Annotated in this window: 20 protein-coding genes; 19 read left to right on the top strand and 1 reads right to left on the bottom strand. The window is 42.7% G+C overall.

Going from position 1 to position 25,079, the window contains the following annotated elements:
* The first annotated feature begins 10 nt into the window (after positions 1-10).
* The 14 genes from murD to J3U68_RS02730 all read left to right on the top strand — a co-directional run bounded on the left by murD (position 11) and on the right by J3U68_RS02730 (position 17,871).
* Positions 11-1,354 (top strand): UDP-N-acetylmuramoyl-L-alanine--D-glutamate ligase, encoded by a 1,344-nt coding sequence (gene murD / locus J3U68_RS02665; RefSeq protein WP_267376188.1) that lies wholly within the window; start codon positions 11-13, stop codon positions 1,352-1,354.
* The gene (gene ftsW / locus J3U68_RS02670) at positions 1,351-2,505 is read left to right on the top strand and encodes a putative lipid II flippase FtsW (RefSeq protein ID WP_267374330.1); all 1,155 of its coding nucleotides are present in this window, start codon (positions 1,351-1,353) and stop codon (positions 2,503-2,505) included. Before murD ends, ftsW begins: the two co-directional genes overlap by 4 nt.
* Positions 2,506-2,539: 34 nt before the next feature.
* Positions 2,540-3,616 (top strand): undecaprenyldiphospho-muramoylpentapeptide beta-N-acetylglucosaminyltransferase, encoded by a 1,077-nt coding sequence (murG, locus tag J3U68_RS02675; RefSeq protein ID WP_267374333.1) that lies wholly within the window; start codon positions 2,540-2,542, stop codon positions 3,614-3,616.
* Positions 3,617-3,694: 78 nt separating this feature from the next.
* Positions 3,695-5,095: a UDP-N-acetylmuramate--L-alanine ligase gene (gene murC / locus J3U68_RS02680; RefSeq protein ID WP_267374336.1), complete on the top strand. Its 1,401-nt coding sequence runs from the start codon at positions 3,695-3,697 to the stop codon at positions 5,093-5,095.
* Between the two features lie 59 nt (positions 5,096-5,154).
* Entirely contained in the window at positions 5,155-6,066 is a 912-nt protein-coding gene (locus tag J3U68_RS02685) for a D-alanine--D-alanine ligase (protein WP_267374339.1), read from the top strand.
* Complete coding sequence (locus tag J3U68_RS02690) at positions 6,050-6,820, top strand: cell division protein FtsQ/DivIB (RefSeq protein ID WP_267374341.1); 771 nt, start codon at positions 6,050-6,052, stop codon at positions 6,818-6,820. The genes J3U68_RS02685 and J3U68_RS02690 overlap by 17 nt, the downstream gene beginning before the upstream one ends.
* A 48-nt stretch (positions 6,821-6,868) precedes the next feature.
* Positions 6,869-8,104 (top strand): cell division protein FtsA, encoded by a 1,236-nt coding sequence (ftsA, locus tag J3U68_RS02695; protein WP_267374343.1) that lies wholly within the window; start codon positions 6,869-6,871, stop codon positions 8,102-8,104.
* A 115-nt stretch (positions 8,105-8,219) separates the two neighbouring features.
* Positions 8,220-9,395 carry a cell division protein FtsZ gene (gene ftsZ, locus J3U68_RS02700; RefSeq protein ID WP_267374345.1) on the top strand — a complete coding sequence of 392 codons (1,176 nt, stop codon included), beginning with the start codon at positions 8,220-8,222 and terminating at the stop codon, positions 9,393-9,395.
* 295 nt (positions 9,396-9,690) lie between these two features.
* A complete protein-coding gene (gene parC / locus J3U68_RS02705; RefSeq protein ID WP_267374348.1) occupies positions 9,691-12,009 on the top strand; it encodes a DNA topoisomerase IV subunit A in 2,319 nt (772 codons plus the stop codon).
* A 5-nt stretch (positions 12,010-12,014) separates the two neighbouring features.
* Complete coding sequence (locus J3U68_RS02710) at positions 12,015-13,589, top strand: ATP-binding protein (RefSeq protein ID WP_267374350.1); 1,575 nt, start codon at positions 12,015-12,017, stop codon at positions 13,587-13,589.
* The gene (locus J3U68_RS02715) at positions 13,582-15,063 is read left to right on the top strand and encodes a sigma-54-dependent transcriptional regulator (protein WP_267374352.1); all 1,482 of its coding nucleotides are present in this window, start codon (positions 13,582-13,584) and stop codon (positions 15,061-15,063) included. Before J3U68_RS02710 ends, J3U68_RS02715 begins: the two co-directional genes overlap by 8 nt.
* Entirely contained in the window at positions 15,063-15,830 is a 768-nt protein-coding gene (locus J3U68_RS02720) for a class I SAM-dependent methyltransferase (protein WP_267374355.1), read from the top strand. Before J3U68_RS02715 ends, J3U68_RS02720 begins: the two co-directional genes overlap by 1 nt.
* A 446-nt stretch (positions 15,831-16,276) precedes the next feature.
* On the top strand, positions 16,277-16,441 hold the full coding sequence (locus J3U68_RS02725) for a hypothetical protein (protein ID WP_267374358.1): 165 nt from the start codon (positions 16,277-16,279) through the stop codon (positions 16,439-16,441).
* Positions 16,442-16,848: 407 nt separating this feature from the next.
* Positions 16,849-17,871, top strand: coding sequence for a DUF4272 domain-containing protein (locus tag J3U68_RS02730; RefSeq protein ID WP_267374361.1), 1,023 nt, complete (start codon positions 16,849-16,851; stop codon positions 17,869-17,871).
* 146 nt (positions 17,872-18,017) lie between these two features.
* Here the strand turns inward: J3U68_RS02730 and amgK are convergent, their stop codons facing one another.
* Positions 18,018-19,022: an N-acetylmuramate/N-acetylglucosamine kinase AmgK gene (gene amgK / locus J3U68_RS02735; RefSeq protein WP_267374364.1), complete on the bottom strand. Its 1,005-nt coding sequence runs from the start codon at positions 19,020-19,022 to the stop codon at positions 18,018-18,020.
* A 59-nt stretch (positions 19,023-19,081) separates the two neighbouring features.
* Between amgK and J3U68_RS02740 the strand changes: the two genes are divergently transcribed.
* The 5 genes from J3U68_RS02740 to mlaE all read left to right on the top strand — a co-directional run bounded on the left by J3U68_RS02740 (position 19,082) and on the right by mlaE (position 25,078).
* Complete coding sequence (locus J3U68_RS02740) at positions 19,082-21,418, top strand: LPS-assembly protein LptD (protein ID WP_267374367.1); 2,337 nt, start codon at positions 19,082-19,084, stop codon at positions 21,416-21,418.
* Positions 21,418-22,380, top strand: coding sequence for a peptidylprolyl isomerase (locus J3U68_RS02745; RefSeq protein WP_267374370.1), 963 nt, complete (start codon positions 21,418-21,420; stop codon positions 22,378-22,380). The genes J3U68_RS02740 and J3U68_RS02745 overlap by 1 nt, the downstream gene beginning before the upstream one ends.
* Before the next feature lie 72 nt (positions 22,381-22,452).
* On the top strand, positions 22,453-23,445 hold the full coding sequence (gene pdxA / locus J3U68_RS02750) for a 4-hydroxythreonine-4-phosphate dehydrogenase PdxA (protein ID WP_267376189.1): 993 nt from the start codon (positions 22,453-22,455) through the stop codon (positions 23,443-23,445).
* Between the two features lie 53 nt (positions 23,446-23,498).
* Positions 23,499-24,302, top strand: coding sequence for an ABC transporter ATP-binding protein (locus J3U68_RS02755; RefSeq protein WP_267376190.1), 804 nt, complete (start codon positions 23,499-23,501; stop codon positions 24,300-24,302).
* Entirely contained in the window at positions 24,302-25,078 is a 777-nt protein-coding gene (mlaE, locus tag J3U68_RS02760) for a lipid asymmetry maintenance ABC transporter permease subunit MlaE (protein WP_267376191.1), read from the top strand. Before J3U68_RS02755 ends, mlaE begins: the two co-directional genes overlap by 1 nt.
* The last annotated feature ends 1 nt before the right edge of the window (position 25,079 follow it).

Genomic DNA, 25,079 nt, shown 5'->3' on the forward strand with positions numbered 1-25,079 from the left:
CTGAGCCATGATTGACTGGCAGAGTAAAAAAGTTTTGGTACTAGGTTTGGGACGAACTGGCATATCTATGCTGGAATTTCTGCAACAGGCCGGAGCCGACGTGGCAGGATATGATGCCAAGTTAATAAATGATACCAAACAAGAGCTGTCTGAACGGTTTCGGATTCCTTTTTTCACCGATGAATTAAATTCAATACCTGATTTTTACAATTATGACATCTTAGCTTTAAGCCCCGGTGTTAGCCAGCATCAGCCTGAAATCAGGGCTTTTAAAGCGGCTGGCGGTATGGTTTTGGGTGATATCGCTATTTTGGCTGATTTACTCAGCGATACCAACAGTAAAATTCTTGCCATTACTGGTTCAAACGGTAAAACAACGACAACTAGTTTGGTGGCGTATTTATGTCAACGCAGTGGTTTGGATACCGTTTGTGCCGGAAATATTGGCACACCGGTACTAGAGGCATTTTTGGCACGTCGGGGCAAGAGTGCAGATGTGTGGGTGTTGGAGCTATCCAGTTTTCAACTTGAAACCACGCCTTATTTGAATGCTACCGCCGCAACTGTGTTAAATATTTCTGAAGATCATCTGGATCGGTATGATGATTTATTGGATTATGCGCATGCAAAAGATCGAATTTTCCGCGGCGACACTATTCAAGTACTGAATCATGATGACGTATTTTGTCGTGCTATGGTACGCCATCATCGAACAGTTAAATGGTTTTCTCTCCATGAGCCGGTTGATTGGTGGCTTAATGCTGGCAGCTTGTGCAAAAATGAGGTAGCAGTTATTGCTCAACAAGATTTATCTCTTCAAGGTAGCCATAATGCAGCCAATGTTCTGGCTGCGTTTGCTTTATGTGAAGCTATAGGTCTAGCCACCGACAATCTTATCCAATATGTGCAAGAATTTAAAGGCTTACCACATCGGGTGGAAAAAGTCGCCGAAATCAATGGTGTGACATTTATCGATGACTCCAAAGGCACCAATGTAGGCGCCACATGTGCTGCATTGACTGGTTTTAATCATCCAATTGTATTGATTGCTGGCGGACAAGGAAAAGGGCAGGATTTCACGCCATTGCGCACTGCCCTGAAAAATAAAGCCCGTGCTGTGTTACTGATTGGTATAGATGCAAAGCAATTGGGTGATGTGCTGGAAAATGTAGATTATCCAGTAGAATACTGTGCTGATTTGCCAGAGGCGACTCATCGGGCTTTTGCATTGGCACAAAGTGGCGATATTGTTTTACTCAGTCCTGCCTGTGCCAGCTTCGATATGTTCAAAGGGTATGCACATCGAAGTGAAGTATTTATTCAAAGCGTGCATCAGCTGCAGGAGTCCTCATGATCAAAGAGTCACGCTTATTAGACCGTAATTTGCTCCGTCGTGGCGCCACCTATGATAAGTCTTTGCTGTGGATGGTGGTGTTGATGGCCAGCTTTAGTTTGATTATGGTTTATTCCGCCTCTATTGCATACGCTTCCCATGATGGAGGGAGCAAATATTATTATTTGATCCGTCAAACAGCCTTTCTTGGCTGTGGTGTCTTTTTAGGATTGATTGTAGTCCGTATTCCTTTGCGCACGTGGAAAATGCTAACACCATTGATATTGTTGTTTAGTCTGGTGATGCTGGTGGTGGTGTTGGCCATGGGGCGGGAAATCAATGGTGCTAAACGTTGGATTAATCTGGGCATCATTAATGTACAGCCGACGGAAATATTCAAGTTGGCGATCATTTTGTATTTATCTAGTTTTTTTACCCGTCGTGCGGAAATTTTAAAAGAGTTTAAAAAAGTCTGGTTTGCTGGTATTCCGGTCGGTTTAGGGCTAGGGCTAATTATGTTGGAGCCCGATTTTGGTTCATTCGTGGTTGTGTCGATTATTTCTATCGGACTGTTATTTTTAGCTGGCTTACCATTTCGTTGGTTTATGGCGGTGGTTGGGTGTGGCTTAGCGGCAATGATTTTGTTGGTGTTATTTGAACCTTATCGACTAGCGCGTGTAACCGGTTTTCTGGATCCATGGGCTGATCCGCTGGGTAAGGGCTATCAGTTGACCCATTCTTTGATGGCGATCGGGCGCGGTGGCTGGTTTGGAGTTGGACTAGGCGCGAGTCTGGAAAAACGTTTTTATCTGCCTGAGGCGCACACGGATTTTATTTTGGCTGTGATTGGTGAAGAATTTGGCTTTATTGGTATTCTGGTGTTGATGTTCTGCTATATCTGGTTGATGGTTCGCGCTTTTTCAATTGGTAAGCAGGCCCGAGATCTCGAATTGTTTTACAGTTCTTTTGTCGCCAAAGGCATCGGTATCTGGATTGGGATTCAAAGTTTTTTTAATATCGGTGTCAATATTGGACTATTGCCGACGAAGGGATTAACTCTACCCCTGTTATCCTATGGGGGATCGGCGATCATCATTATATTAATCTGTATCGCATTATTATTACGAGTAGATTACGAAAATCGTCGTGTCATGCGTGGTTTTAAAGTGTGATCAAATTATGTGCAGATAATTAGCGGAAAAGAAAATGAGTTCAAAAACCTTTATGATCATGGCTGGGGGCACAGGCGGACATATTTTTCCAGCACTGGCGGTTGTGCAAACCTTGCAGCAGCACGGTCACCGTATCGTTTGGTTAGGTAGTGAAGGCGCAATGGAAACCCGGCTGGTGCCCCAGTATGATATTCCGCTGGAAACGCTGGCAATCAAAGGTATTCGGGGTAATGGCTGGAAACGCAAACTTCTGCTGCCGTTTACGCTGATTAAAACCATTATGGCGGCTCGGCAAATTATCAAGAAACATCAAGTTGATGCTGCCATTGGTTTTGGTGGATTTGTCACCTTTCCGGGTGGAGTGGCCGCTAAAATGAGCGCTCTGCCATTGATCGTGCATGAGCAAAATGCTATTGCCGGACTTTCTAATAAAGTATTGGCAAAATTTGCTGATCGGGTCTTGTATGCTTTTCCAGATGTATTTGCCAATAAAGACGGATTAGTTGGTAATCCAGTTCGTTCGGATATTGCAGATTTACCCATCCCGCAACAACGGTTTAGTGGTCGAGAAGGGGTATTAAATATTCTGGTGGTTGGCGGTAGTTTGGGTGCAGATGCTTTAAATCGGATTGTTCCGCAAGCTGTGGCTCTCTTGCCAGATGGACATCGACCTAAAATTTTACATCAATCTGGTCGCAATAAATTGACCGATTTACAACAAAACTATGCCCGACTAGGTATAGAAGCGGATTGTACAGAATTTATAACCGACATGCTTTCTGCTTATCGGCAAGCTGATTTGGTTATTTGTCGTGCTGGCGCGTTGACGATTGCGGAATTGACCGCAGCTGGTGTAGGTGCTTTCTTGGTTCCTTATCCACACGCTGTAGATGATCATCAGACAGCCAATGCCAGCTTTATGGTCAATGCAGGTGCCGCGGTGTTATTGCCACAGTCAACCATGACGGCACAGTCTTTGCACGACTTACTCGCAGATTTAACCCGTGAACACTGCTTGCAAATGGCGATACGAGCTCGGGCACTGGCACAGCCAGACAGTGCCGCCAAAGTGGCAAAAGAAGCAGAGAATTGTGTTCTCAATCAAAGTTAAATTGGTTTCACTCATTTGAAATTCTGCCTTGCACAAAATTGAAGGCATCAAGAAAAGTTATTAAGCATGAAAGAAAACATGAAAGATCGCATCCGCCATATCCATTTTGTTGGTATTGGGGGAACTGGTATGTGTGGTATCGCTGAGGTGTTGCATAATGAGGGCTATTGCATCAGCGGGTCAGATCTGGCCGATAATGCGGCAACTGAGCATTTGCGATCAATTGGTGTCAGTATTTTTACTGGGCACCAAGCTGAAAATATTGCCGGTGCAGATGTGGTGGTTACTTCTACTGCTGTTAGAAAAAACAATCCCGAAGTTGTGGCTGCGGCAGCGCATAAAATTCCGGTGATACCACGCGCTATGATGTTAGCTGAAATCATGCGTTTTGGTCGTGGTATTGCGATTGGTGGTACGCATGGTAAAACCACCACCACCAGTCTGACGGCGTCGGTTCTGGCGGCAGCCGGACTGGATCCAACTTTTGTTATTGGTGGTCGCTTAACAGCTGCTGGCAGTAATGCCAAATTGGGTAAGGGTGAATATATTGTTGCCGAGGCGGATGAATCTGATGCTTCCTTTTTGTATCTGACGCCGCTGTTTACGGTGGTCACCAATATCGATACAGATCATATGGATACCTATGATCATGATATTGAAAAATTGCATCAGGCTTTTATTGATTTTGTGCACCGTATGCCTTTTTATGGTAAAGCCTTTTTGTGTATTGATAGCGAACATGTGCGGCAGATTCTGCCAAACATACAGAAACCTTTCGTCACTTATGGGCTAGATGATAGCGCGGATTTATATGCCACCAATATTACTACCAATGGTGCCACCATGTGTTTTGATGTCCATACGCGCAAAAAAGGGATTAAACCTTTTAGTGTGACTGTAAATATGCCAGGGCGCCATAATGTGCTCAATGCCTTAGCGGTGATTGGTGTGGCATTGGAAATTGATGTACCTGTTTGGGCCATTCAACAGGGGCTGGAAAGTTTTGCCGGGGTTGGACGGCGTTTCCAAAATTATGGAGATATCGCTTTACCGCAGGGTGGAACGGCATTGATTATTGATGATTATGGTCATCATCCAGTTGAAATGACGGCTACCATTGAAGCAGCACGGGGTGCCTATCCGGAAAAACGTTTGGTGGTGGCTTTTCAGCCGCATCGCTATACCCGAACACGTGATTTGTTTGAGGATTTTGTTCAGGTGCTGACCAAAGCGGATAGTGTGGTTTTAACTGATGTGTACACCGCTGGCGAAGACCCAATTGTTGCCGCAGACAGTAAAGCGTTGATGCGAGCCATCAGAGTGCTTGGTAAAGTTGAGCCAATTTACGTTGCTAATGTTGATGAATTGGCTGGAACTTTATTAAATATACTGCAAGATGGTGATGTACTGCTCAATATGGGCGCAGGCAGTATCAATAAGGTACCGTCCATGTTGCTTGCAGCGGCCACAAATAACTAAGCCTGTATGGTTTTAAAGCGTGCTATAAATGTAGAAAAATATTAGAAAGAATGATAACCATGAATGATTTTGGTAAAGTTGCTGTCCTGATGGGTGGCTTTTCAACTGAACGCGATGTTTCACTAGACAGTGGTGCAGCTATCTTGGCTGCCTTAAAAAACAAAGGTGTTGATGCTCATGCGTTTGATCCGAAACATCAGCCACTATCGGATTTGGTCAGTCAAAAGTTTTCTCGCGCTTTTAATATCTTACATGGTTCATTTGGCGAAGATGGCGTTGTGCAGGGTGCTTTGGAAGCACTGGGCATTCCCTATACTGGTTGTGGGGTGGCCGCCAGTGCTTTAGGTATGGATAAATTCCGCAGTCGGCTGGTATGGCAAGGCGTTGGATTGCCTTGTGTGCCCTTTGTGGTATTGAATGATGACAGTGATTTTACGGCCATTGAAGCTGAATTAGGTTTGCCATTATTTGTGAAACCAGCTGCTGAAGGTAGTAGTGTTGGTGTGATGAAAATTAGGCAAGCAGGTGAATTGGCACAAGCGTATCAACAATTGCAGCAATATCATGGTGAAATATTGGCGGAACGAGCTATTACCGGTGGTGAATATACCTGTGCCATTATCAACAACCAAGCTTTACCCAGTATAAAAATTGTTCCTGCCACTGATTTTTACGATTATGAAGCCAAATATCAGCGCGATGATACCGTTTATCTCTGTCCGTCTGATCTTAGCGAAGCAGATGAGCAGCATATGCGTAACTTAACCCTACAGGCTTTCGAAGCTTTAGGTGGGCGAGGCTGGGGCAGAGTCGATTTTTTACGAGATGAAGATGGGAAAATTTACATTCTAGAAGTCAATACAGTACCTGGAATGACTAACCATAGTCTGGTACCCAAAGCGGCCAATCAAATTGGCTTGAGTTTTGAAGATTTGTGTGTTGAAATTTTAAGTCATGCGACTCTGGGATAATGCCTTAGCCTTGAAGCGACTGTGTCGCTGGCTGTATCTGTGCGTCGCATTATGCTTATTGACTGCTGGAGGCGTATGGTTGGTTCATTCGCCTTATTTCCCTGTACGTCAGATTAAGGTTGCACAAGCTTTAAAACACGTGCAGACTGCGGAAATCGCAAACATCAGTAAACAGTACCTTTATGGCAATATATTTACCGTTAATCTAAATGCTGCTCGAGCAGATTTGGTCAAATTACCGTGGGTTTCTAAAGTACAGGTAAAAAGAATATGGCCTGATACGATCTTATTGGATATTGAAGAACGCGAGCCGATAGCGCAGTGGGAAAATGGGCAATTGGTTGATAAGAATGGTGAATTATTTACAGCGCAAGTGAAAAACGATCTGCCATTGCTGGTTGGGGCAGAAAGTTCCGTTCGCATTATGGCGGTTAATTTGTTAATATTCGAAAATTTGCTTCGTCCAACAAATTTGCATATTCGTCAGCTGCACTTAAGTAATCGATCAGCTTGGGATATAGTATTGGATAATGGTATTAGCCTCCGTTTAGGACGCGAAAATGTTGAAACGCGTTTGTCCCATTTTGTTTGGGCATGGCCAAAAGTATTGCAAACTCAAGCCAAAGATATTGATTACGTGGATCTGCGCTATTCAGATGGGTTTGCATTGCGTTACAAGAGTAATCCGCACGTACAAAATCGTGGCAGTGAACCAGAGGTTGTGTATACAGATAATGATCGATCTGCATTATGACCAGTTGAGATGAGCAAATATTGATTATATGTTTTTAAAGTGATGACCATGGTTAAAGGTAAAAAATACATCAGTGCATTGGATATCGGTACGTCTAAGGTAATTGCCCTGATTGGTGAAGTACAGGATGACAATGAAATTCATATTATTGGGTTAGGACAAGCACCTTCTCGCGGTTTGAAAGCCGGTATGGTGACCAATATTGAGACCACAGCACAAGCGATCAAGCAAGCTATGGAAGAAGCTCAGATGATGGCTGATGTTCCGTTAGACCGAGTAACAACGGGTATTGCCGGCAATCATATTCGCAGTTTCAACTCTCAGGGTGTCGTAAAAATCAAAGATGGTGAAGTCAGTCAGGCAGATATTGATCGTGCCATTGATACTGCTAAAGCCATTAACATTCCCCCTGATCACGATATTCTTCACACCGTGGTACAAGAGTTCATTATTGACAATCAGCCAGGTGTGCGCGAGCCAATCGGTATGAGTGGGGTGCGATTGGATACACGTATTCATATCATCACTGGTGCCGTGACAGCGATGCAAAATATTCAAAAATGTGTCAACCGCTGCGGTTTGCATATCGATAAAATGATCTTGCAGCCTTTAGCCAGCGGTCAGTCCGTGTTGACAGAGGATGAAAAAGATTTAGGAGTTTGTGTCATTGATATTGGTGGAGGTACCACCGATATTGCCGTTTACACTAATGGCGCAATTCGGCATACCGCTGTTATTCCCGTGGCAGGGGATTTAATTACTAAAGATTTGGCGCAAGCTTTGCGTACGCCACACAGCGCTGCCGAATATATCAAGATCAACCATGGTGTGGCATTGGCAACCATGGGCGGATTGGATGATATGGTAGAAGTACCCAGCGTGGGCGATCGTAATCCACGACAAATTTCCCGCCGAACTTTGGCCAGTGTGATTGGTCCCAGAGTAGAGGAAATTCTGGAACTAACCCTGAATGAACTGCGACGTTCTGGTTTCCCAGAAGATGTGCTGACTTCTGGCATAGTTTTGACCGGTGGAGCGTCCCTATTACCCGGTATGGTTGAGTTAGCTGAAGATGTGTTCAATCTGCCAGCAAGAATTGGTGTACCGAAAGAAATGGGCGGAGTTTCCGAACGCATTCGCAATCCCCGTTATGCAACTGCAATAGGTTTATTGCAGGCAGCTAGTGAAGACGACAGTAAAAATGAGGGGCCGGTACAAATACATAATGAGCCGAAAGAGTCCTGGTTAAGTAAATTTCAGGCATGGTTTAAAAACAATTTTTAACCCAAAATATATTTTATATGACATAATTTTTGCGCAAAGTATAGAAGTGTCTATATAATGAAAGCTATTTATAAAATGATTCAGATCATAGCGTGGGTTTTGTCAGGAGACATAAATGCAACTGGTATATGATGTAGTAGAAGCAGCTGTCGGTGCCGCAGTCATTAAAGTTATCGGTATTGGTGGTGGTGGCTGTAATGCTATAAATAACATGGTAGAAAATGCAGTAGGTGGAATTGAATTCATCAGCGCTAATACTGACGCGCAAAGCTTGCAGAACAGTAAGGCCTCCAAACGTATACAGCTGGGGAATAATCTAACCCGCGGTCTTGGAGCAGGAGCAGATCCAGAAATTGGTCGTAATGCTGCTATGGAAGATCGCGAATCACTAGCCGATGCCATTCGTGGTGCCAACATGCTGTTTATTACCACTGGTATGGGTGGGGGAACCGGTACTGGTGCAGCTCCAGTCGTGGCTGAATTGGCGAAAGAAATGGGTATCCTTACCGTAGCCGTGGTGACCCGTCCTTTCGAATATGAAGGTAAACGCATTGAAGTGGCAAACCATGGTATTGAAACACTCAAAAATACCGTTGATTCTTTAATCGTCATTCCAAACGATAAATTAATGTCTGCCTTGGGTGAAGATGTCAGTATGCGCGACGCTTTCCGCGCAGCAGACAGCGTGTTGCGCGATGCAGTAGCTGGTATTGCTGAAGTGATTACCAATCCAGGTATCATTAATCTTGACTTTGCCGACGTGAAAAACGTGATGAGTATCATGGGAATGGCCATGATGGGTTCTGGTAATGCAGTAGGCGTTGATCGCGCCCGCATCGCTACCGAACAAGCAATTGCTAGTCCTCTATTGGATGATGTGACATTGGATGGTGCTCAGGGCGTGTTGGTGAACATCACTACAGCTCCAGGCTGCTTGAGAATGTCTGAATATAAAGAAATCATGAGCATGATTGATGAATACGCTCATCCAGAAGCTGCCTTGAAATACGGTACATCTGAAGATGAAAGCATGGAAGAAGGTGAAATTCGTGTGACCATCATTGCTACCGGCTTACAAGAGCAGAAGAATCTACAGCAACAATCAAGCAATTTACGTGTAGTACACTCTGCACAAGCGACAGGTACCGATGATGCTTATCCTGATATTGGTAGCGTAGTGCGCTCTGGTCGCAGTGCCCGCAGCATGAATCTGGCGGCAGCCGATTTTTCTAATCAATCTGTATTGGATGATTTTGAAATTCCAGCTGTTATTCGTCGACAGGCAGATTAATCGTATATGATCGATGGAGCTGTCCAGAGTTGTTCTGGACAGCTTTTTTAATTGTTAGCGAATAACTTATTTTGCTGTAAGGCAAAATGCAGATAAAAACTGCCGGTAAATGGGGTAAAAAACGACAGATTTGTCGATTAATTTAATATAAAATTAATCAATATTTGTCATTGATTGTTAATAAAAATCATTGATTTAATCCAGATAAGCAGCATACAGTTTTGGTAACAAAACAGTAATCCCTTACAATAAAAGTCTGTGACTTTTTTCTGCACTCAAGTTAAGTTTATTGAATATGAATGATGTTACTTCCCAACCCAATCGTTCCGATGATTATTTATTACTCGGTCAATACGCTGAACAGGCTTACCTATCCTATGCAATGAGCGTAGTGAAGGGACGGGCTTTACCGGATGTTGCTGATGGTCAAAAGCCAGTGCAGCGACGCATCTTGTATGCGATGAAAGACATGGGATTGGTACATGGTGCTAAACCGGTGAAATCAGCGCGTGTAGTCGGCGAAATCCTCGGTAAATATCATCCGCATGGTGATGCGTCTGCCTATGATGCGATGGTGCGTATGGCACAGGATTTTGTGTTGCGCTATCCATTAATTGATGGCATCGGAAATTTTGGCTCGCGCGATGGCGATAGTGCGGCAGCTATGCGCTATACCGAAGCCAGATTGACACCCATGGCGGAATTACTGTTGTCCGAAATCGACATGGGCACAGTCGATTTTATTCCAAACTATGATGGGGCTTTTGTTGAACCAATGGTACTACCAGCGCGATTGCCTATGGTGCTACTCAACGGTGCTTCTGGCATTGCTGTGGGATTGGCAACTGAAATTCCTTCGCATAATTTGAGAGAAGTCAGTGCCGCGGCAGTAGCATTATTAAAGCAGCCGGATTTGGATACTGCCGGGCTGATGGAATATATACCCGGGCCAGATTTTGCCGGTGGTGCGCAGATTATCAGTAAAAAAGAAGATATACAGACTATCTATACTCAGGGTAAGGGCAGCATCCGTGTGCGTGCACGCTATGAAATCGAAAAAATGGCCCGTGGTCACTGGCGTGCCATTGTCACCGAATTACCCCCCGGTACCTCTGCACAAAAAATTCTGGCAGAAATAGAAGAACAGACCAATCCCAAGCCTAAAACCGGTAAAAAAAATCTGTCTCAAGAGCAACAAAATACCCGCACATTAATGCTCTCTCTGTTAGATAGAGTCAGGGATGAATCAGACGGTCAAGCGCCGGTGCGTCTGGTATTCGAGCCTAAATCTAGCCGTCAGAATCCCGATGATTTTATGAATACCCTGATGGCTCAGACCAGTTTAGAAGGCAACGTACCAGTCAATCTGGTTATGATGGGCCAAGATAATCGGCCGGCACAAAAAAATCTAAGTCAAATTTTACAGGAATGGTTGAGCTTCCGTTTAAAGACCATTACCCGTCGCTTACAATATCGTTTGGAACAAGTAGAAAAACGCATTCATATTCTCGAAGGTCGACAAATAGCGTTTCTCCACATTGATGAAGTCATTCGGGTAATACGCGAATCTGATGAACCGAAAGAAGAATTAATAGCTGCATTCGGTTTGAGCACCATTCAAGCAGAAGATATTCTGGAAATACGTTTACGCCAACTGGCACGTTTAGAATGGATTAAACTTGAAACAGAATTAAATAAACTGCAACAGGAACGCAGTGAATTGACCACTTTGTTGCAAGATGAAAAAGCCAAAAAGAAATTGCTTATTAAAGAAATTGAATCTGATACCAAAACGTATGGAGATGATCGACGAACTTTAATTGAGGCTGCAGATCGGGCCACCTTAACCCAAACTACTGCGGATGAGCCGATTACCTTAATCTTATCTAAACAAGGTTGGCTCAAGACCCGTGTTGGTCACCATCTGGATTTGAGTCAAACCACCTTTAAAGAAGGTGATTATCTGTTACAGACTATTGAAAGTCGAACAATCTGGCCAGTCGTGCTGTTAGATTCACAAGGTCGGACATATACCGTTGATGCAGCCAGTATCCCTGGTGGTCGGGGCGATGGGGTTCCGGTTGGCTCTTTAGTAGAGCTGGCAAAAGGGGTTGAAATTGTTGCCATCATCAGCGCCTTACCTGATCAATATTATTTATTGGCCAACAGCAGTGGCTATGGTTTCATCGTCCAGATGAAAGATCTGGTTAGTCGCACCAAAAATGGCAAGGTGGTGATGACACTGAATGAAAATGAAACCATGTTAGCTCCTGTCAAGGTATCAGCCACAGGGGTAAGTTCACCTGAAAGTATCAACGTAGTTTCCCTATCCAGTGCCAATCGCTTGCTGGCTTTTCCTTTAAGCGAACTTAAAATCATGAGTAAAGGGCGTGGATTACAAATAATGAGCTTGCCCAAAGGTGAGACACTGCAGTTTATTAGTCTAATAGAAGGTGGAGAATTTGTATTGGAAACACGTGGCAAGCGCGGTGCCAATCATCGCGAGGTTTTACGCATTCAGGATATCGTTAATAAGCGCGGTCATAAAGGCAAAGAGCTTTCCGTTAATGGCAGTATTATCGCTGTCTGTGGTGATGTGACCAATAAAAGTTGACGGTTATGAAAAAAGCGGTAACTGGCTGGCAGCCTTATCTGGACAGACTTTCAGCTTTGCTGAATATTGCCCGGGTCAGTTTGTTGTTTTCGATTATGACCTTTTATATTCTCACCCGAGATGTAGATGGATTAGGATTGTCGGAAGCAACCTTTAATAAGATCGAACTGTATAGCTGGATAAGTCTGTACGGTTTTCTCATCGTCTTTTCTATGGTGATGCCTCGCTGGCAGAATCAGACAGATTCATTACCCAATGTTTACTCTGTTGTAGACATCACCATGATCGCTTGGTTGATGACGATGGCCGGAGGAGTGGATAGTGGCTTTGGCATTTTAATCTTACCTTTTGTTGCTTCAGCCTGTATGTATAGCCGTGGTCGTTATCCGATGATCTATGCGAGCTATGTTTCCTTACTGATCAGTTTTATTACCGTTTTACAAGTTACCCGTAATGGCTTAGATTATTTCAGTATACGCATAGGTACTATCGCCATTATGCTGATGGTTGCCGCTTATTTGGTGGCTGGTCTGACTGCATTCGCAGCCAAAACTTTGGCGCGCTCGCAAAATCAGCAGCTTATCCAATCACAAATGTTGAGCAATTATAAAAATTTATTGGTGCGTGCTTTTAACTTTGTGCAGGAAGCGGTAGTTGTTCTGGATGAGGCTGGTGTGATCTGGTTGATGAATCGACGAGCACAGAATTTTTTTCCTCATTTACTGGTGGACAAAAAAACCAGCTTATTTCGGGAGATACAGATTGAGTGGTTGCGGCGTAAAAGACATCTTTTTGAATGTAGTTGTACACTGGGAAAATGGCCGATGCGAGTACGGGTGCGGATGTTGCATGAAGCAAATAAGCCGTTATTAATTCTGTCGATGCGTTCCGAAACGGAAATTGATCAAGAGGCCATGGCTATCAAGCTGGCTTCATTGGGACAACTAACAGCTAATTTGGCGCATGAAATACGCAATCCATTGTCTGCTATTCGTCAAGCAAACGGGTTGCTACAGGAAGATGAACAAAATACTGCCCAATTACGCTTATTTCATATCATCGAAAAAAATATCGGACGCATTGATAAAATGCTGGAAGACATCAGTACATTAAATAAGCGAGACAAAATTGATAAACATTCAGTTGATTTCAAAGCATTCTGGTTAGCATTTCTGCAAGAATTTATGATGATAAAGCCAGAGGCTGAAAATTGCATTCAGCTGTCGATGGGTCATCATCCACTGTATTTGTGGTGTGATCCTGTACATTTGCAGCAAATAATGTGGAATCTGATGAACAATGCTTGGCGCCATAGCAAGCAGGATAATAATGCCATACAAGTTTTATTACGTGAACGAGGTCGCGATAAAATAGCCATTATGGTGGTTGATAATGGGGCAGGCGTCAGTGTAGAAAATCAATTACGCCTTTTTGAACCATTTTTCACCACTGAATCCGGGGGGACAGGGCTAGGATTGTATGTGGCGCGTGAACTAGCTCAAGCTAACCATGGACAACTGAGTTATCGCCCTAAATTAAATGGATTCGAACTGATTTTACCAAGGATGCTAGATGAGTAACCAAATAGAATTAAAAAAACCGGTACTGGTCATAGATGATGAGGCTGATATACGTGATCTGATGGAAATAACCTTAATTAAAATGGGTTTATCAGTGCACACAGCGGTAGGCGTTGAGGCGGCAAAAAAAGCGTTAGATAAACAGGCTTTTTCGCTGGTATTAACAGATATGCGTATGCCAGATGGTTCCGGGCTGGAAGTAGTGGATTATATTCTTAGCAAAAATCTGGATACACCCGTTGCCGTCATTACAGCTTATGGTAGTGCAGAGCAGGCAGTAGAAGCTTTAAAAAACGGAGCTTTTGACTATTTGCAAAAACCCATTACTTTGGCTCAATTACGCACATTGGTTAAATCAGTTTTTAAAATTAACAGTGATCAGATTGAAGAGGAAGTATCTAATCAACCCAATATCAAAAATAAAGTAACCAGCAAAAATCAGTTAGATGATAAAAAAGGCAGCAATGCAGTTAAGAATCGACCCAATGAGCGATTACTTGGGAATTCACCACTTATCGCTGAAGTACGCCAACTGGTCGCTAAACTGTCCAATACAAATGTTCCAGTCTATATTGCCGGAGAGTCTGGCAGCGGTAAAGAACAGGCTGCACGTAGTATCCATGAACAATCTGCCCGTTGTCATAAACCATTTGTGGCAGTCAATTGTGGTGCTATTCCTGAAGCTTTGATGGAAAGTGAATTTTTCGGGTATAAAAAAGGCAGTTTTACCGGTGCAGATAAAGACAAAGATGGTTTTTTTCAGTATGCAGATGGTGGTACCTTATTTTTAGATGAAGTTGCGGATCTGCCTTTATCAATGCAGGTCAAATTACTGCGGGTAATTCAAGAACGAGCAGTACGCCGAATTGGTGAAATGGAAGAAAAACAGATAGATGTTCGTTTAATCTGCGCCACGCACAAAGATCTGAATGCCCTAGTTGAGTCAGGTCAATTTCGACAGGACTTATTTTATCGATTAAATGTTGTATCGATGACCATGCCACCATTGCGTGAATTACGCGATGATCTTCCCGAGTTGATTAAAATTTTGTTGCGCAGATTACCTCAGGCTAATCAGCTTACCCTGACGCAAGCTGCTAAGAAAGCTTTATGGCAATATAATTATCCAGGCAATTTCCGTGAACTGGAAAATATTCTTGAGCGGGCCGTGGCATTGTCAAAAAATAATCAGATTGACATCGATGATCTACAAATTCAAAGCCATCAATTTGCAGCGAACAATACCGCAATCGCTAAAATCAATTCTGATCCGAAAAAGGTGGCTGTTGCAGATAGCATTGACAATTTTCATCTAGGTCAAACACAGATTCAGGATTATCTGGATGATGTTGAGCGCCGCATTCTAGAGCAGGCACTTGCTCAAACACGATTTAATCGTACGCAGGCAGCTAAATTACTCGGCATCAGTTTTCGTTCGATGCGCTACCGCATGGAACGATTAGGTATTAGCTAATGGTAGAGTCGTTAACAACCTTAATCTGCATCACGCCATTGCCCGAATGGTTGCAGCTCCAACTACTGCCATTATTGGATAATAGTGACATGGTTATGCAATCCCAGCCTCCACTTCAAGGTCTGTATCTCATCTACGATGAACAAGGGCTTGGTTTGGCTCGGGCAGGAGAAAAAGGCATTGTGCGTGTTGATTTTGTAGCCGGTAAGTCGCGTCACCGTAGGTTATTTGGTGGCGGAGAGTTACTCTCGCGTGCAGTTCAGGCAAAAAATCAGCCCGTTGTGTGGGATGCTACTGGTGGATTAGGTCGTGACGCATTTGTTCTGGCTTCTTTAGGCTTGAAAACAATTATATTTGAACGTAATTTTATTATTTATTTGTTGCTGTCAGATGGTTTGTATCGTGGAGCAAATGATCCAGATACCGCCGAAGTGATGCAGCGGATACAACTGCATTATGGCAGCATCAGTAGTTTACCAACAGATTGGCAGATCGACGCAAAACCGGATGTGGTCTATCTGGATCCCATGTATCCGCAAAAACAGAAATCTGCAGCAGTAAAAAAAGAAATGGCCTATTTTCATCTACTATTGGGTAATGCAGAGCTGGAAAACGATAAGGCTTTACTGCAAGCAGCTCAGAGGCTAGCTCAAAAACGGGTGATCGTGAAGCGTCCGGCAAATGGGGTGTTTTTAGCGGATGTACAGCCAGCCTTCCAATATCAAGGTAAAACCACACGATTTGATGGATATCTACCTCAAGTATAAATTCTTTTTATTTTAAAACCGTGTTTCTTTATCTAATTGAAAATAAACACTATTGTTCAGATTTAGCTATTAATCAAAGATAAGCAGAAGTTACTTCAAATAAATTCAAAATCAAATGCCTAAATGGAAATATATTAATAGAAAATACACGTTCAATTAAGTACTAAATCACTGATTAAAAAAATGAATTAATAGATTTAGACGTACTCGTGTTTCCTTATGAAAAAGTATTCAATGTAGAAATAACGGGTATTGCTAATTCCGAATATAAATTTGTTTATGGTAAAAATACAGTTTATCTGAATTTAAGAAAAATAATCTAAATGATATTCTCCATGAGGATCAGGATATTGGTTTGGTCATTCAAGTCAATAATAAATTGCCAATAGATGAAAATAATATAATTCTAGGTGGAGAAGGGAAAATGGGAATGAGGGTTTTATAGTATGTACAGATATTCTGAAGCAAGAAAAAGGGTTTTCCTTTCTTCAGAATCTAATCCATTTGCCAAAATAGAGAAAAAAAATAATTTAGATTATGTTTGCTCTACTTTTAAATTTTGGATAAAAATTGATCCAGATATTGTGCAGATTGAAAAAATAGTAAAATAAATAAAAACGCCAACCTTAAAGTTGGCTTTTTATTTAAGAATTATTATGCAGTTTATTTAACAGTTCTCATTTTACTAGTAGGGAGAAGCGCCTTAACAAGCGAAAGGAGGTGGCCTAGTTCTAAGGGAGAATGGCAGAGTGTAAGCCGTGTGCACCCCTTTCCCGCCCAAAGGGTTGTTTGCCCGATATTAGCTAAAGATCTAAATAAATTGATGGCTTAAAGTAAAAAATGTAGAAGGGAATGATACTTTATTTTTTGAGAATTTCACGACCAATAAAATAAACTATTTAATTAAAACCCATGACTTATCTCAGATCTCAAAAAGATATTATTTAAAAAAAATTTATAAAAAAATTTCTAATCAGAACTAAAAGTATATTTTACATAGAATAAAGGAAAATTATCCATGTCACTTTTAATTAATGCATATGCAACGGTAACAAATCCACCAATGCCAGATTTTCCTTGTCAAAACCTCCTGCATCGTAACCTTGATGATGCGGAGTTAACGGCGCATTTAAATGGCTTTCTAGGCTATATATTCAATGCTGGCGATGGGAAAATGAATGCTCGGCGTTATGCTTTGTATCGTCATATTCAAAGAGTGAAACACCATTTTAGTTTTGCAATAGATGATGATCAATTTGATCAGTTTAATGCTTGGGCAAAACAAGCAAATGTTATTATCTATCTTCCTGACGGGACTGTACGTAATGCAGAAATGGCAATATTACAAAATCCGGATGGAAGTTTTGATCCTGATGCCACCATGCCTTATCCCTCAGAAGCGTTACAACGTAAAGCGAAAACTGAACATTATCTAAACACGCTCGGATTAACTTCTCCTACTAGCTTACCCCCTGTTGTGGCCGAGTCTGAAGTTATCGTCAGATCAGCTGAAGAGATTGCGCATCGTGCGTTAGCATTAATGATCACCGGTATTCAAGCACAAAGCTTTCTGGAAAATGCGCCACTCGACCCTAATGTACTTCAACAACGATGCCCGATCGGTTATGCCACGCTTTCAGATCATGAACGAGCATTTATTCATAGCATGCAACCAACAGAACAAGATCTCAACAATATGTCTTGGCGATATGAAGCTTTATCAACGCTTGAATGGGCGATAAATTGGCAAGCACAGCTCCCTTTTGCCAATCAAATTTGTCCTGTTGCTGATTTAATTGATCAAGGGATGAAATATAACCAACAACAAGATCAGTCTTTAAGTTTAAAACCTGTAAGTGAACTATTGGATGCTTTAGATTTACATTTTCGGTTACACTGGATAATAAGAGATTGTGAGATCAATGATAAAGAAATACCTGCATCGATTAATAGTGGCGTGGTTCATGAACGACATTATGCTCTTAATTGGTTAACAAATTTTGAAAATGCGGCTTGGGATGATGTAGACACGCCAACTTAATGCATAACCATTGAGTCACATCGAAACATAAACATGATGAACAAATAAACGATAGCAGAAAATGAAAGCCGGTTGATTAAACCGGCTTCGATCCATATGACTGTAAACGCATCATTTATAAAAAATAATGAGATGAACAGATAACCTTAGAAAGAATAGCTGACCTGAACCTCCTCAACGCCAGTTAATTCTGTTATCAGACGGTATAGCGGGTGCAACTGTTGATAACGACGGCTGGTCTTACGCAAATAGTTGAGGAAACGGTGAATTTCTCCACGGTATTTATCTTTACCGTCTCGGTAATACAAACGCGCAAAGATACCGGCTACTTTTAAATGACGTTGCACCCCCATCATTTCAAATTCGCGATAAAACTGGTCAAAATCACTGCGAACGGGTAGACCGGCAGCACGGGCTTTTTCCCAATAGCGAATAACCAGATCAAGAACAAATTCTTCATCCCATTCTATAAAAGCATCGCGTAATAAGGAAACTAAATCATAAGTGATGGGACCATACAAGGCGTCCTGAAAGTCTAAAATACCAGGACGATCATGTGTCAGCATAATATTGCGAACAATAAAGTCGCGGTGCACATATACTAAGGGCTGATTCAGTATTTCTGGCAAGATAGCCTCAACAGTTTGTTGCCACATTTTTTGCTGGGCATCAGTCAAGGTGAGATTCAACTCTTTTTGGACAAACCATTCAGGAAATAATTGCATCTCACGATTTAAAATTTCCAGATCATAAAGTGGTAATTGCTCAGCTTGGCTACTCAGTTGTAATTTAATCAGCTCATCTATGGCCTCGAGCAACAATAGTTTGTGTACTTCTGGTCGTTGATCTTGTTGCAAAGCGGCAAGGTAGGGCGTATGGCCAAAATCTTCTAAAGCCATAAATCCCAGTGTGGCGTCAGCATGATAGATAGCAGGTACTTTTACCGCCTGAAAAAGGCTCTGTACTTTAATATACGGTGCGATGCTCATCTTATCTGGAGGGGCATCCATGCAGATAACACTGTTCCCATGGTTAAAGGTTGCGCGGAAGTAGCGCCGAAAATCAGCATCAGCCGCAGCAAAGCTCAGATCGAAAGATTGTTGCGGATAACATAAATTCAGCCATTTTTTTAATGCAGTTTCACGTTGCATGATCATTTTCAGGTTAAAATAAACGCTATTTTAACTGGCAAAGCCGTTTAGGTGATACATTGTCCCAATTATTTCCTCCTAAAATATTAGTTCAGGCACTCACATCAGTGTTTTGTGCCTTACCTATCATGACGTTTGCGGCATCTCCTCTATCTATGGGAGATGGATCTGTCTGCACCGCACCACAACGCCCGAAAAATTTCGTCAAACCGGTTCAGCATAGTGGTGAAAGCAATCCCGGCAATGACGTCACGCGAGTTATTGCAGATAAAGTCAATGGTCAGTCACAAACCCGTGTACGGGCTACTGGCAGTGTCATCATTGAGCGAAATGATGTCACGTTGAACTCTGATTGGGCGGATTATGATCAGCATACTGATATCGTCAAAGCGGGCGACCATTTCACTTTAGATAATGGTCAAGGGCGAATTAGTGGACAGCGTGTTACCTATGATATGAAACAAAGCACCGGTGTTGGTGATGCCGGACGTTTTGAAATGGAAAAGGATAACCGGCGTTTGCAAGGGGTGGGCGGTGAAGTACAAATGGGTGGCAAAAACCGTTACCGCCTGGATAGTGCTAAGTTCAACACCTGTAATCCGGGAGATGACAGCTGGTATATTCGTTCCAGCAGTATCGATCTGGATTATGATAAAAACGTCGGTGTTGCCCGTAATGCAACATTATTATTTGGTGGCGTACCGTTATTCTATACCCCTTGGATAGATTTTCCGTTAAACGGTAATCGCAAAAGTGGTTTCTTGGCGCCAACAATTAAGGGTGGATCAGACGGTATTGAACTGATGACCCCTTATTATCTCAATCTCGGACCAAATTATGATGCTACCATACGTCCGCATTTGATCAGCAGCCGCGGTATCCAATTAGGTGGAGATTTCCGCTATCTGCAACCAACATATTCAGGGGAAATCAATGCGGAATGGGTGCCCAGTGATCAGAAGAGTGATCATAAGAATCGCGCCAAAATAGATTTTTCTCATAATCAGTATTTTGCAAAAGGTTTAACGGGCGGAATAGATTATCATCAGGTGTCAGATGATGATTACCAGCGGGATTTCTGGAAAGGGGACAATGGCAGCGAAAATCTCAATCGTCAGGCTTGGCTGAATTATCATCGTGATCTATGGGGAGGCACGTTTGACGGTAGCTTGATGGTACAGAAATACCAGACACTGGCATCGGAAAATGGTTATAAAGATCAACCCTATTCAAGAATGCCAAAATTATCTGCCACTTGGAACCGTTATTATGGTAATCATTATTCTTTCAACGTCTATGCAGAAGCAACGCGTTTTGAAGAAAGAAAGATTGGTCATAAAGATGCAGAGTTAAAGTTCCCAGATGGCACGCGTTTAGTGATCAACCCGACGTTTAATGCGGATTATTCCACTCAATGGGGTTATATTCGCCCGAAACTGAGTTTTCATGCTACGCATTACGACATGGATAAAAACAATAATTTTAGCCAACAACGTAGTTTGGATCGTGCTGTACCGATTGTCAGTATCGATTCAGGTTTGACGTTTGAGCGCTTGTGGCAAAGTAAAAAAACAACAAAAGGATTTATTCAAACTCTTGAACCGCGTTTATTCTATACCTATATACCGCGACGAAATCAGGATAATTTTCCCTTATTTGATACAGCTGAAAACAGTTTCACCTACGATCAATTGTTTCGTGAAAACCGCTATTCTGGACATGATCGCATCAATGCGGCTAATTTTCTGACTACGGCTTTGCAAACGCGTTTATACGACAAAATTAATGGTCAGGAGCGTTTAGCGGCGGGTATTGGACAACGTTTTTACTTTCGCAATGATAATGTTAGATTGGATGAATTTACACCGAGAAATAAAGAACGTAAACGTTCGGATATAGTGGCATTTGGTCGCGCGTCTTTGAGTCATAATATTAGTGCTGAAAGTAATTGGCATTATAATCAGGACTTAAAAACCTCTGAAAGTTATAATTTCGGCATACGTTATACCCCTCAGGCGGGCAAAACCATTAGCATGCGCTACAAATACGGTCGCTATGAAAATCTGTATGACGATGTCTACGGTAAAATACGCTCAATTGATTTCGGTATGCAATGGCCACTTTCACGCAATTATTATTTAGTTGCGCGGGAAAATTATGATTTCAAACACAGCGTCGCCTTAAATCAAACCATTGGTATCCAATATCAAAGTCCGTGTAATTGCTGGAGTGCTGGTCTGGTTGGTACTCGATACACAGATGGATACCAAAAACGTAAAACCGCAGTATTATTTCAATTACAATTACGTGACCTGACTAGTGTCGGCAATGGTCCGCTGGGACAATTAAGTACACAAATTCCGGGTTACAGCAATAGATATGAGGTAAAACATTAATGAAATCCATACAAGGCTGGCTGGTGGCTTCAGCATTGGCACTGACTCTGCAATCCGCTTTTGCAGCAGATATTAAACCCATTGATAACATCGTGGCTGTGGTCAATGATGATGTAATTACCCGGCAGGAACTGGATGTCATGGTTAAACAGTTACGCACGCAGATTCCTAAAGGCAATTCGGTTGATGTTAAAACATTACAACAACAGGCGTTAACACGTTTGATTAATAAAGATCTGATGATTCAAGCGGCTAAACGCGCCAATATTAGTGTCAGTCAGGATGATGTTAACGCGGCCATTCATCAATTTGCCACACAGCGCAAACTGACTGTAAAAGAGCTGGTTAATCGTCTTAGAAAAGAAGGCATCAGTGAAAGCCAGCTGCGCCTGACCATGCAAGAAAATTTGCTGGTGCAGCGCTTGGAACAAAGCGAAGTGATGGCGAAAAGCCAGGTGTCAGATGCTGAAATCGATAGTGCGATCGCGCGTGCCCAACAAGAGGGACGTCAATTACCCCCTCCTATCACTGCTTATTCTTTTCACGTCCAGCATATTTTGATCAAGAATGATAATAATGTTACCCGTAAACTGATCGAACAGATTGCACATCAAGCTCGTTCTGGTGCTTCTTTTGAACAACTGGCTCGCCAGTATTCACAAGATGGAAGTGCTGAAAATGGTGGGGATCTGGGTTGGTTAATGGATGGAGAAACCGTGCCGCCATTTGAGGCTGCGGTTAAACAGCTTAAACCTGGACAGATTTCATCACCGGTTAAGACGCAATTTGGTTGGCATGTTATCCGATTATTAGAAGTTAGAAGTGATGACAGTCCACAGCAACGCTTGCGTAATGGTATGCGAGCCGTTTTGGTGCAAGAAAAAAGCCAGATTTTGCATCAGAATTTACTTAAACAGTTGCAGGATCAGTCCTATATCCACATCAACAGTCTGGATAAGTAATCGAATGCTAAACCTAGCCGGCTCAGCACGGGCGAAAATGCGTCAACATCAGTTTAGAGTTGATCAACGATGATATCCAAGCCGGTAATTGCAGTCACCAGTGGTGAGCCGGCAGGTATCGGTCCCGATATCTGTCTTGATTTGTATGCCTATACAGCAGATGCCCGCATAGTGATATTGGGTGATACGCATTTGTTGCAAGAACGAGCTCAATTGCTGCAAAAAAAAGTAAAAATTCAGCAATATAAACCAGATAACGTTCCTGAGCCCAATGTGCTAGAAGTGTGTCATTTACCCCTGAAAACCGCAGTTCTACCGGGCACATTGAATGTGGCCAATGCACAATATGTATTGGCTTTGCTGGATCGAGCTTATGCGGGAATTCAAACCGGCGAATTTTCGGCTATGGTGACAGCACCGGTTCATAAAGGCATCATCAATGACAGTGGATTGCCTTTTACTGGACATACTGAATATTTGGCTGAAAAAAGTAATACAGATCAGGTTGTCATGATGCTCAGTGGTGGCGGACTGCGTGTTGCTCTGGTGACCACCCATCTGCCCTTACGTGCCGTTGCAGACACCATTACGCCAAATCTGATAACGCGCGTACTGACCATCTTACATCAGGAAATGCAACTTAAATTTGCCATAAAACAACCAAGAATTTTAGTTGCTGGTCTCAATCCCCATGCCGGAGAAGGCGGACATCTTGGGCTGGAAGAAAACCAAATCATCATTCCTGCTATCGCCCAATTACAGCAGCAGGGATGGCACATAAAGGGACCTTTTCCAGCAGACACCATTTTTCAACCATTTATGCTGAAAAATGCTGACGTTATCGTGGCGATGTACCATGACCAAGGACTGCCAGTGCTCAAGTATGCTGGATTCGGTGCTAGTGTCAATATCACATTGGGATTACCTTTTATTCGCACTTCTGTCGATCACGGTACAGCATTGGAGCTGGCGGGTACGAAACAAGCAAGTTCGTCAAGCTTAAAAGCTGCCGTTGTTGCAGCCATTGAGATGTATCAGCAACAAAATCGGATTCATGTTTGCTAAATATGCATATTGCTCTTAAAATCTAATTCTTACTATACGGTATTAGAAGGTAAATTATGGCTATGCCGTTTATCGAAATGAAAGATGTGGCGTTTGCCTATGGAGACCGCCCCATCCTGAAAAATATTAATTTTTGTCTGGAACCAGGCAGCTTTACCGCAATTATGGGTAGTTCTGGTAGCGGTAAAACCACTTTATTACGGCTGATGACTGGTCAGATCACCGCTCAGCATGGACAGGTATTAATCAACGGTCGGGATATAGCCAAATTTAACCGTGAAGAACTTTATCGCCATCGGCGTAATATGGGCGTATTGTTTCAGTTTGGCGCACTATTCACTGATTTGTCAGTATTTGATAATGTTGCTTTTCCCATTCGTGAGCACACCGATCTGCCCGAAAGTATGATTCATGATCTGGTGATTATGAAATTGAATGCTGTGGGATTGCGCGGCATTGAAAAGTTGATGCCTTCAGAGCTGTCAGGCGGTATGGCTCGCCGGGTGGCATTGGCTCGAACCATTGCATTAGATCCAGCACTGTTACTTTATGATGAACCATTTACTGGATTAGATCCTATTTCGCTGGGTGTGATTGCGAGTTTGGTGAGTAAAGTGAATCATTCATTACAAACCACCAGTGTCATGGTGACTCACGATATTCAGCAATCGTTGGATATTGCCAGTCATGTGGTCTTTCTGGCACACGGCGACATTATTTTTTCTGGCTCGCCTCAACAGATGCGACAACTAGATTCACCGTGGATAAATCAGTTTATCCATGGACAGGCTGACGGGCCGGTAGCTTTCCGTTATCCGGCGACCACCACATTACAACAGGATTTAAATATCGCGTGATGAAAGCAATTCAACAACTGGGTGCAAAAACCCTGAGTTTTCTCCAGCATTTGGGCTGTGCAACACTATTTTTGTTTGCTGCTCTGTTACGCAGTGGAACCGTATTGCGCCGACCGCGTTTGGTGATTAGGCAAATGTATTTTTCTGGCGTCTTGTCGATCATCATTATTGCTGTATCTGGATTATTCGTAGGTATGGTATTGGGTTTGCAGGCGTATACTCAGCTGGCTAAATTCAAATCAGCAGATATCCTCGGTTATATGGTTGCTGCTGCTATGTTGCGTGAGTTGGGTCCCGTCTTAGCCGCAATTTTATTTGCCAGCAGTGCCGGTGGAGCGATGACCAGTGAGATTGGTCTGATGAAAACCACAGAACAGCTGGAAGCCATGAATGTGATGGCGATTGATCCGGTAGCCAGAGTAGTGGCACCCCGTTTTTGGGCTGGTGTTCTTTCTATGCCATTACTGGCATCAATCTTTAATGTGGCCGGCGTGTATGGAGCCTACCTGATTGGTGTGAAATATTTTGGAATGGATAATGGTGTCTTCTGGGGACAAATGCAGAATAATCTGAATATTCATTATGATGTAGTGAATGGCTTGATTAAATCAGTGGTTTTCGGCATTGTGGTTAGCCTGATTGCGGTGTATCAGGGTTTTTATGCCAAGCCTACTTCCGAAGGAATACTGCGTGCCAATACCCGTACGGTTGTGTCCAGTTCCTTAACCATTCTGGCAGTGGATTTTATGCTCACAGCACTGATGTTTACCAATTAAG

The sequence above is a fragment of the Snodgrassella sp. B3882 genome (assembly GCF_026535915.1).
Lineage (GTDB): Bacteria > Pseudomonadota > Gammaproteobacteria > Burkholderiales > Neisseriaceae > Snodgrassella.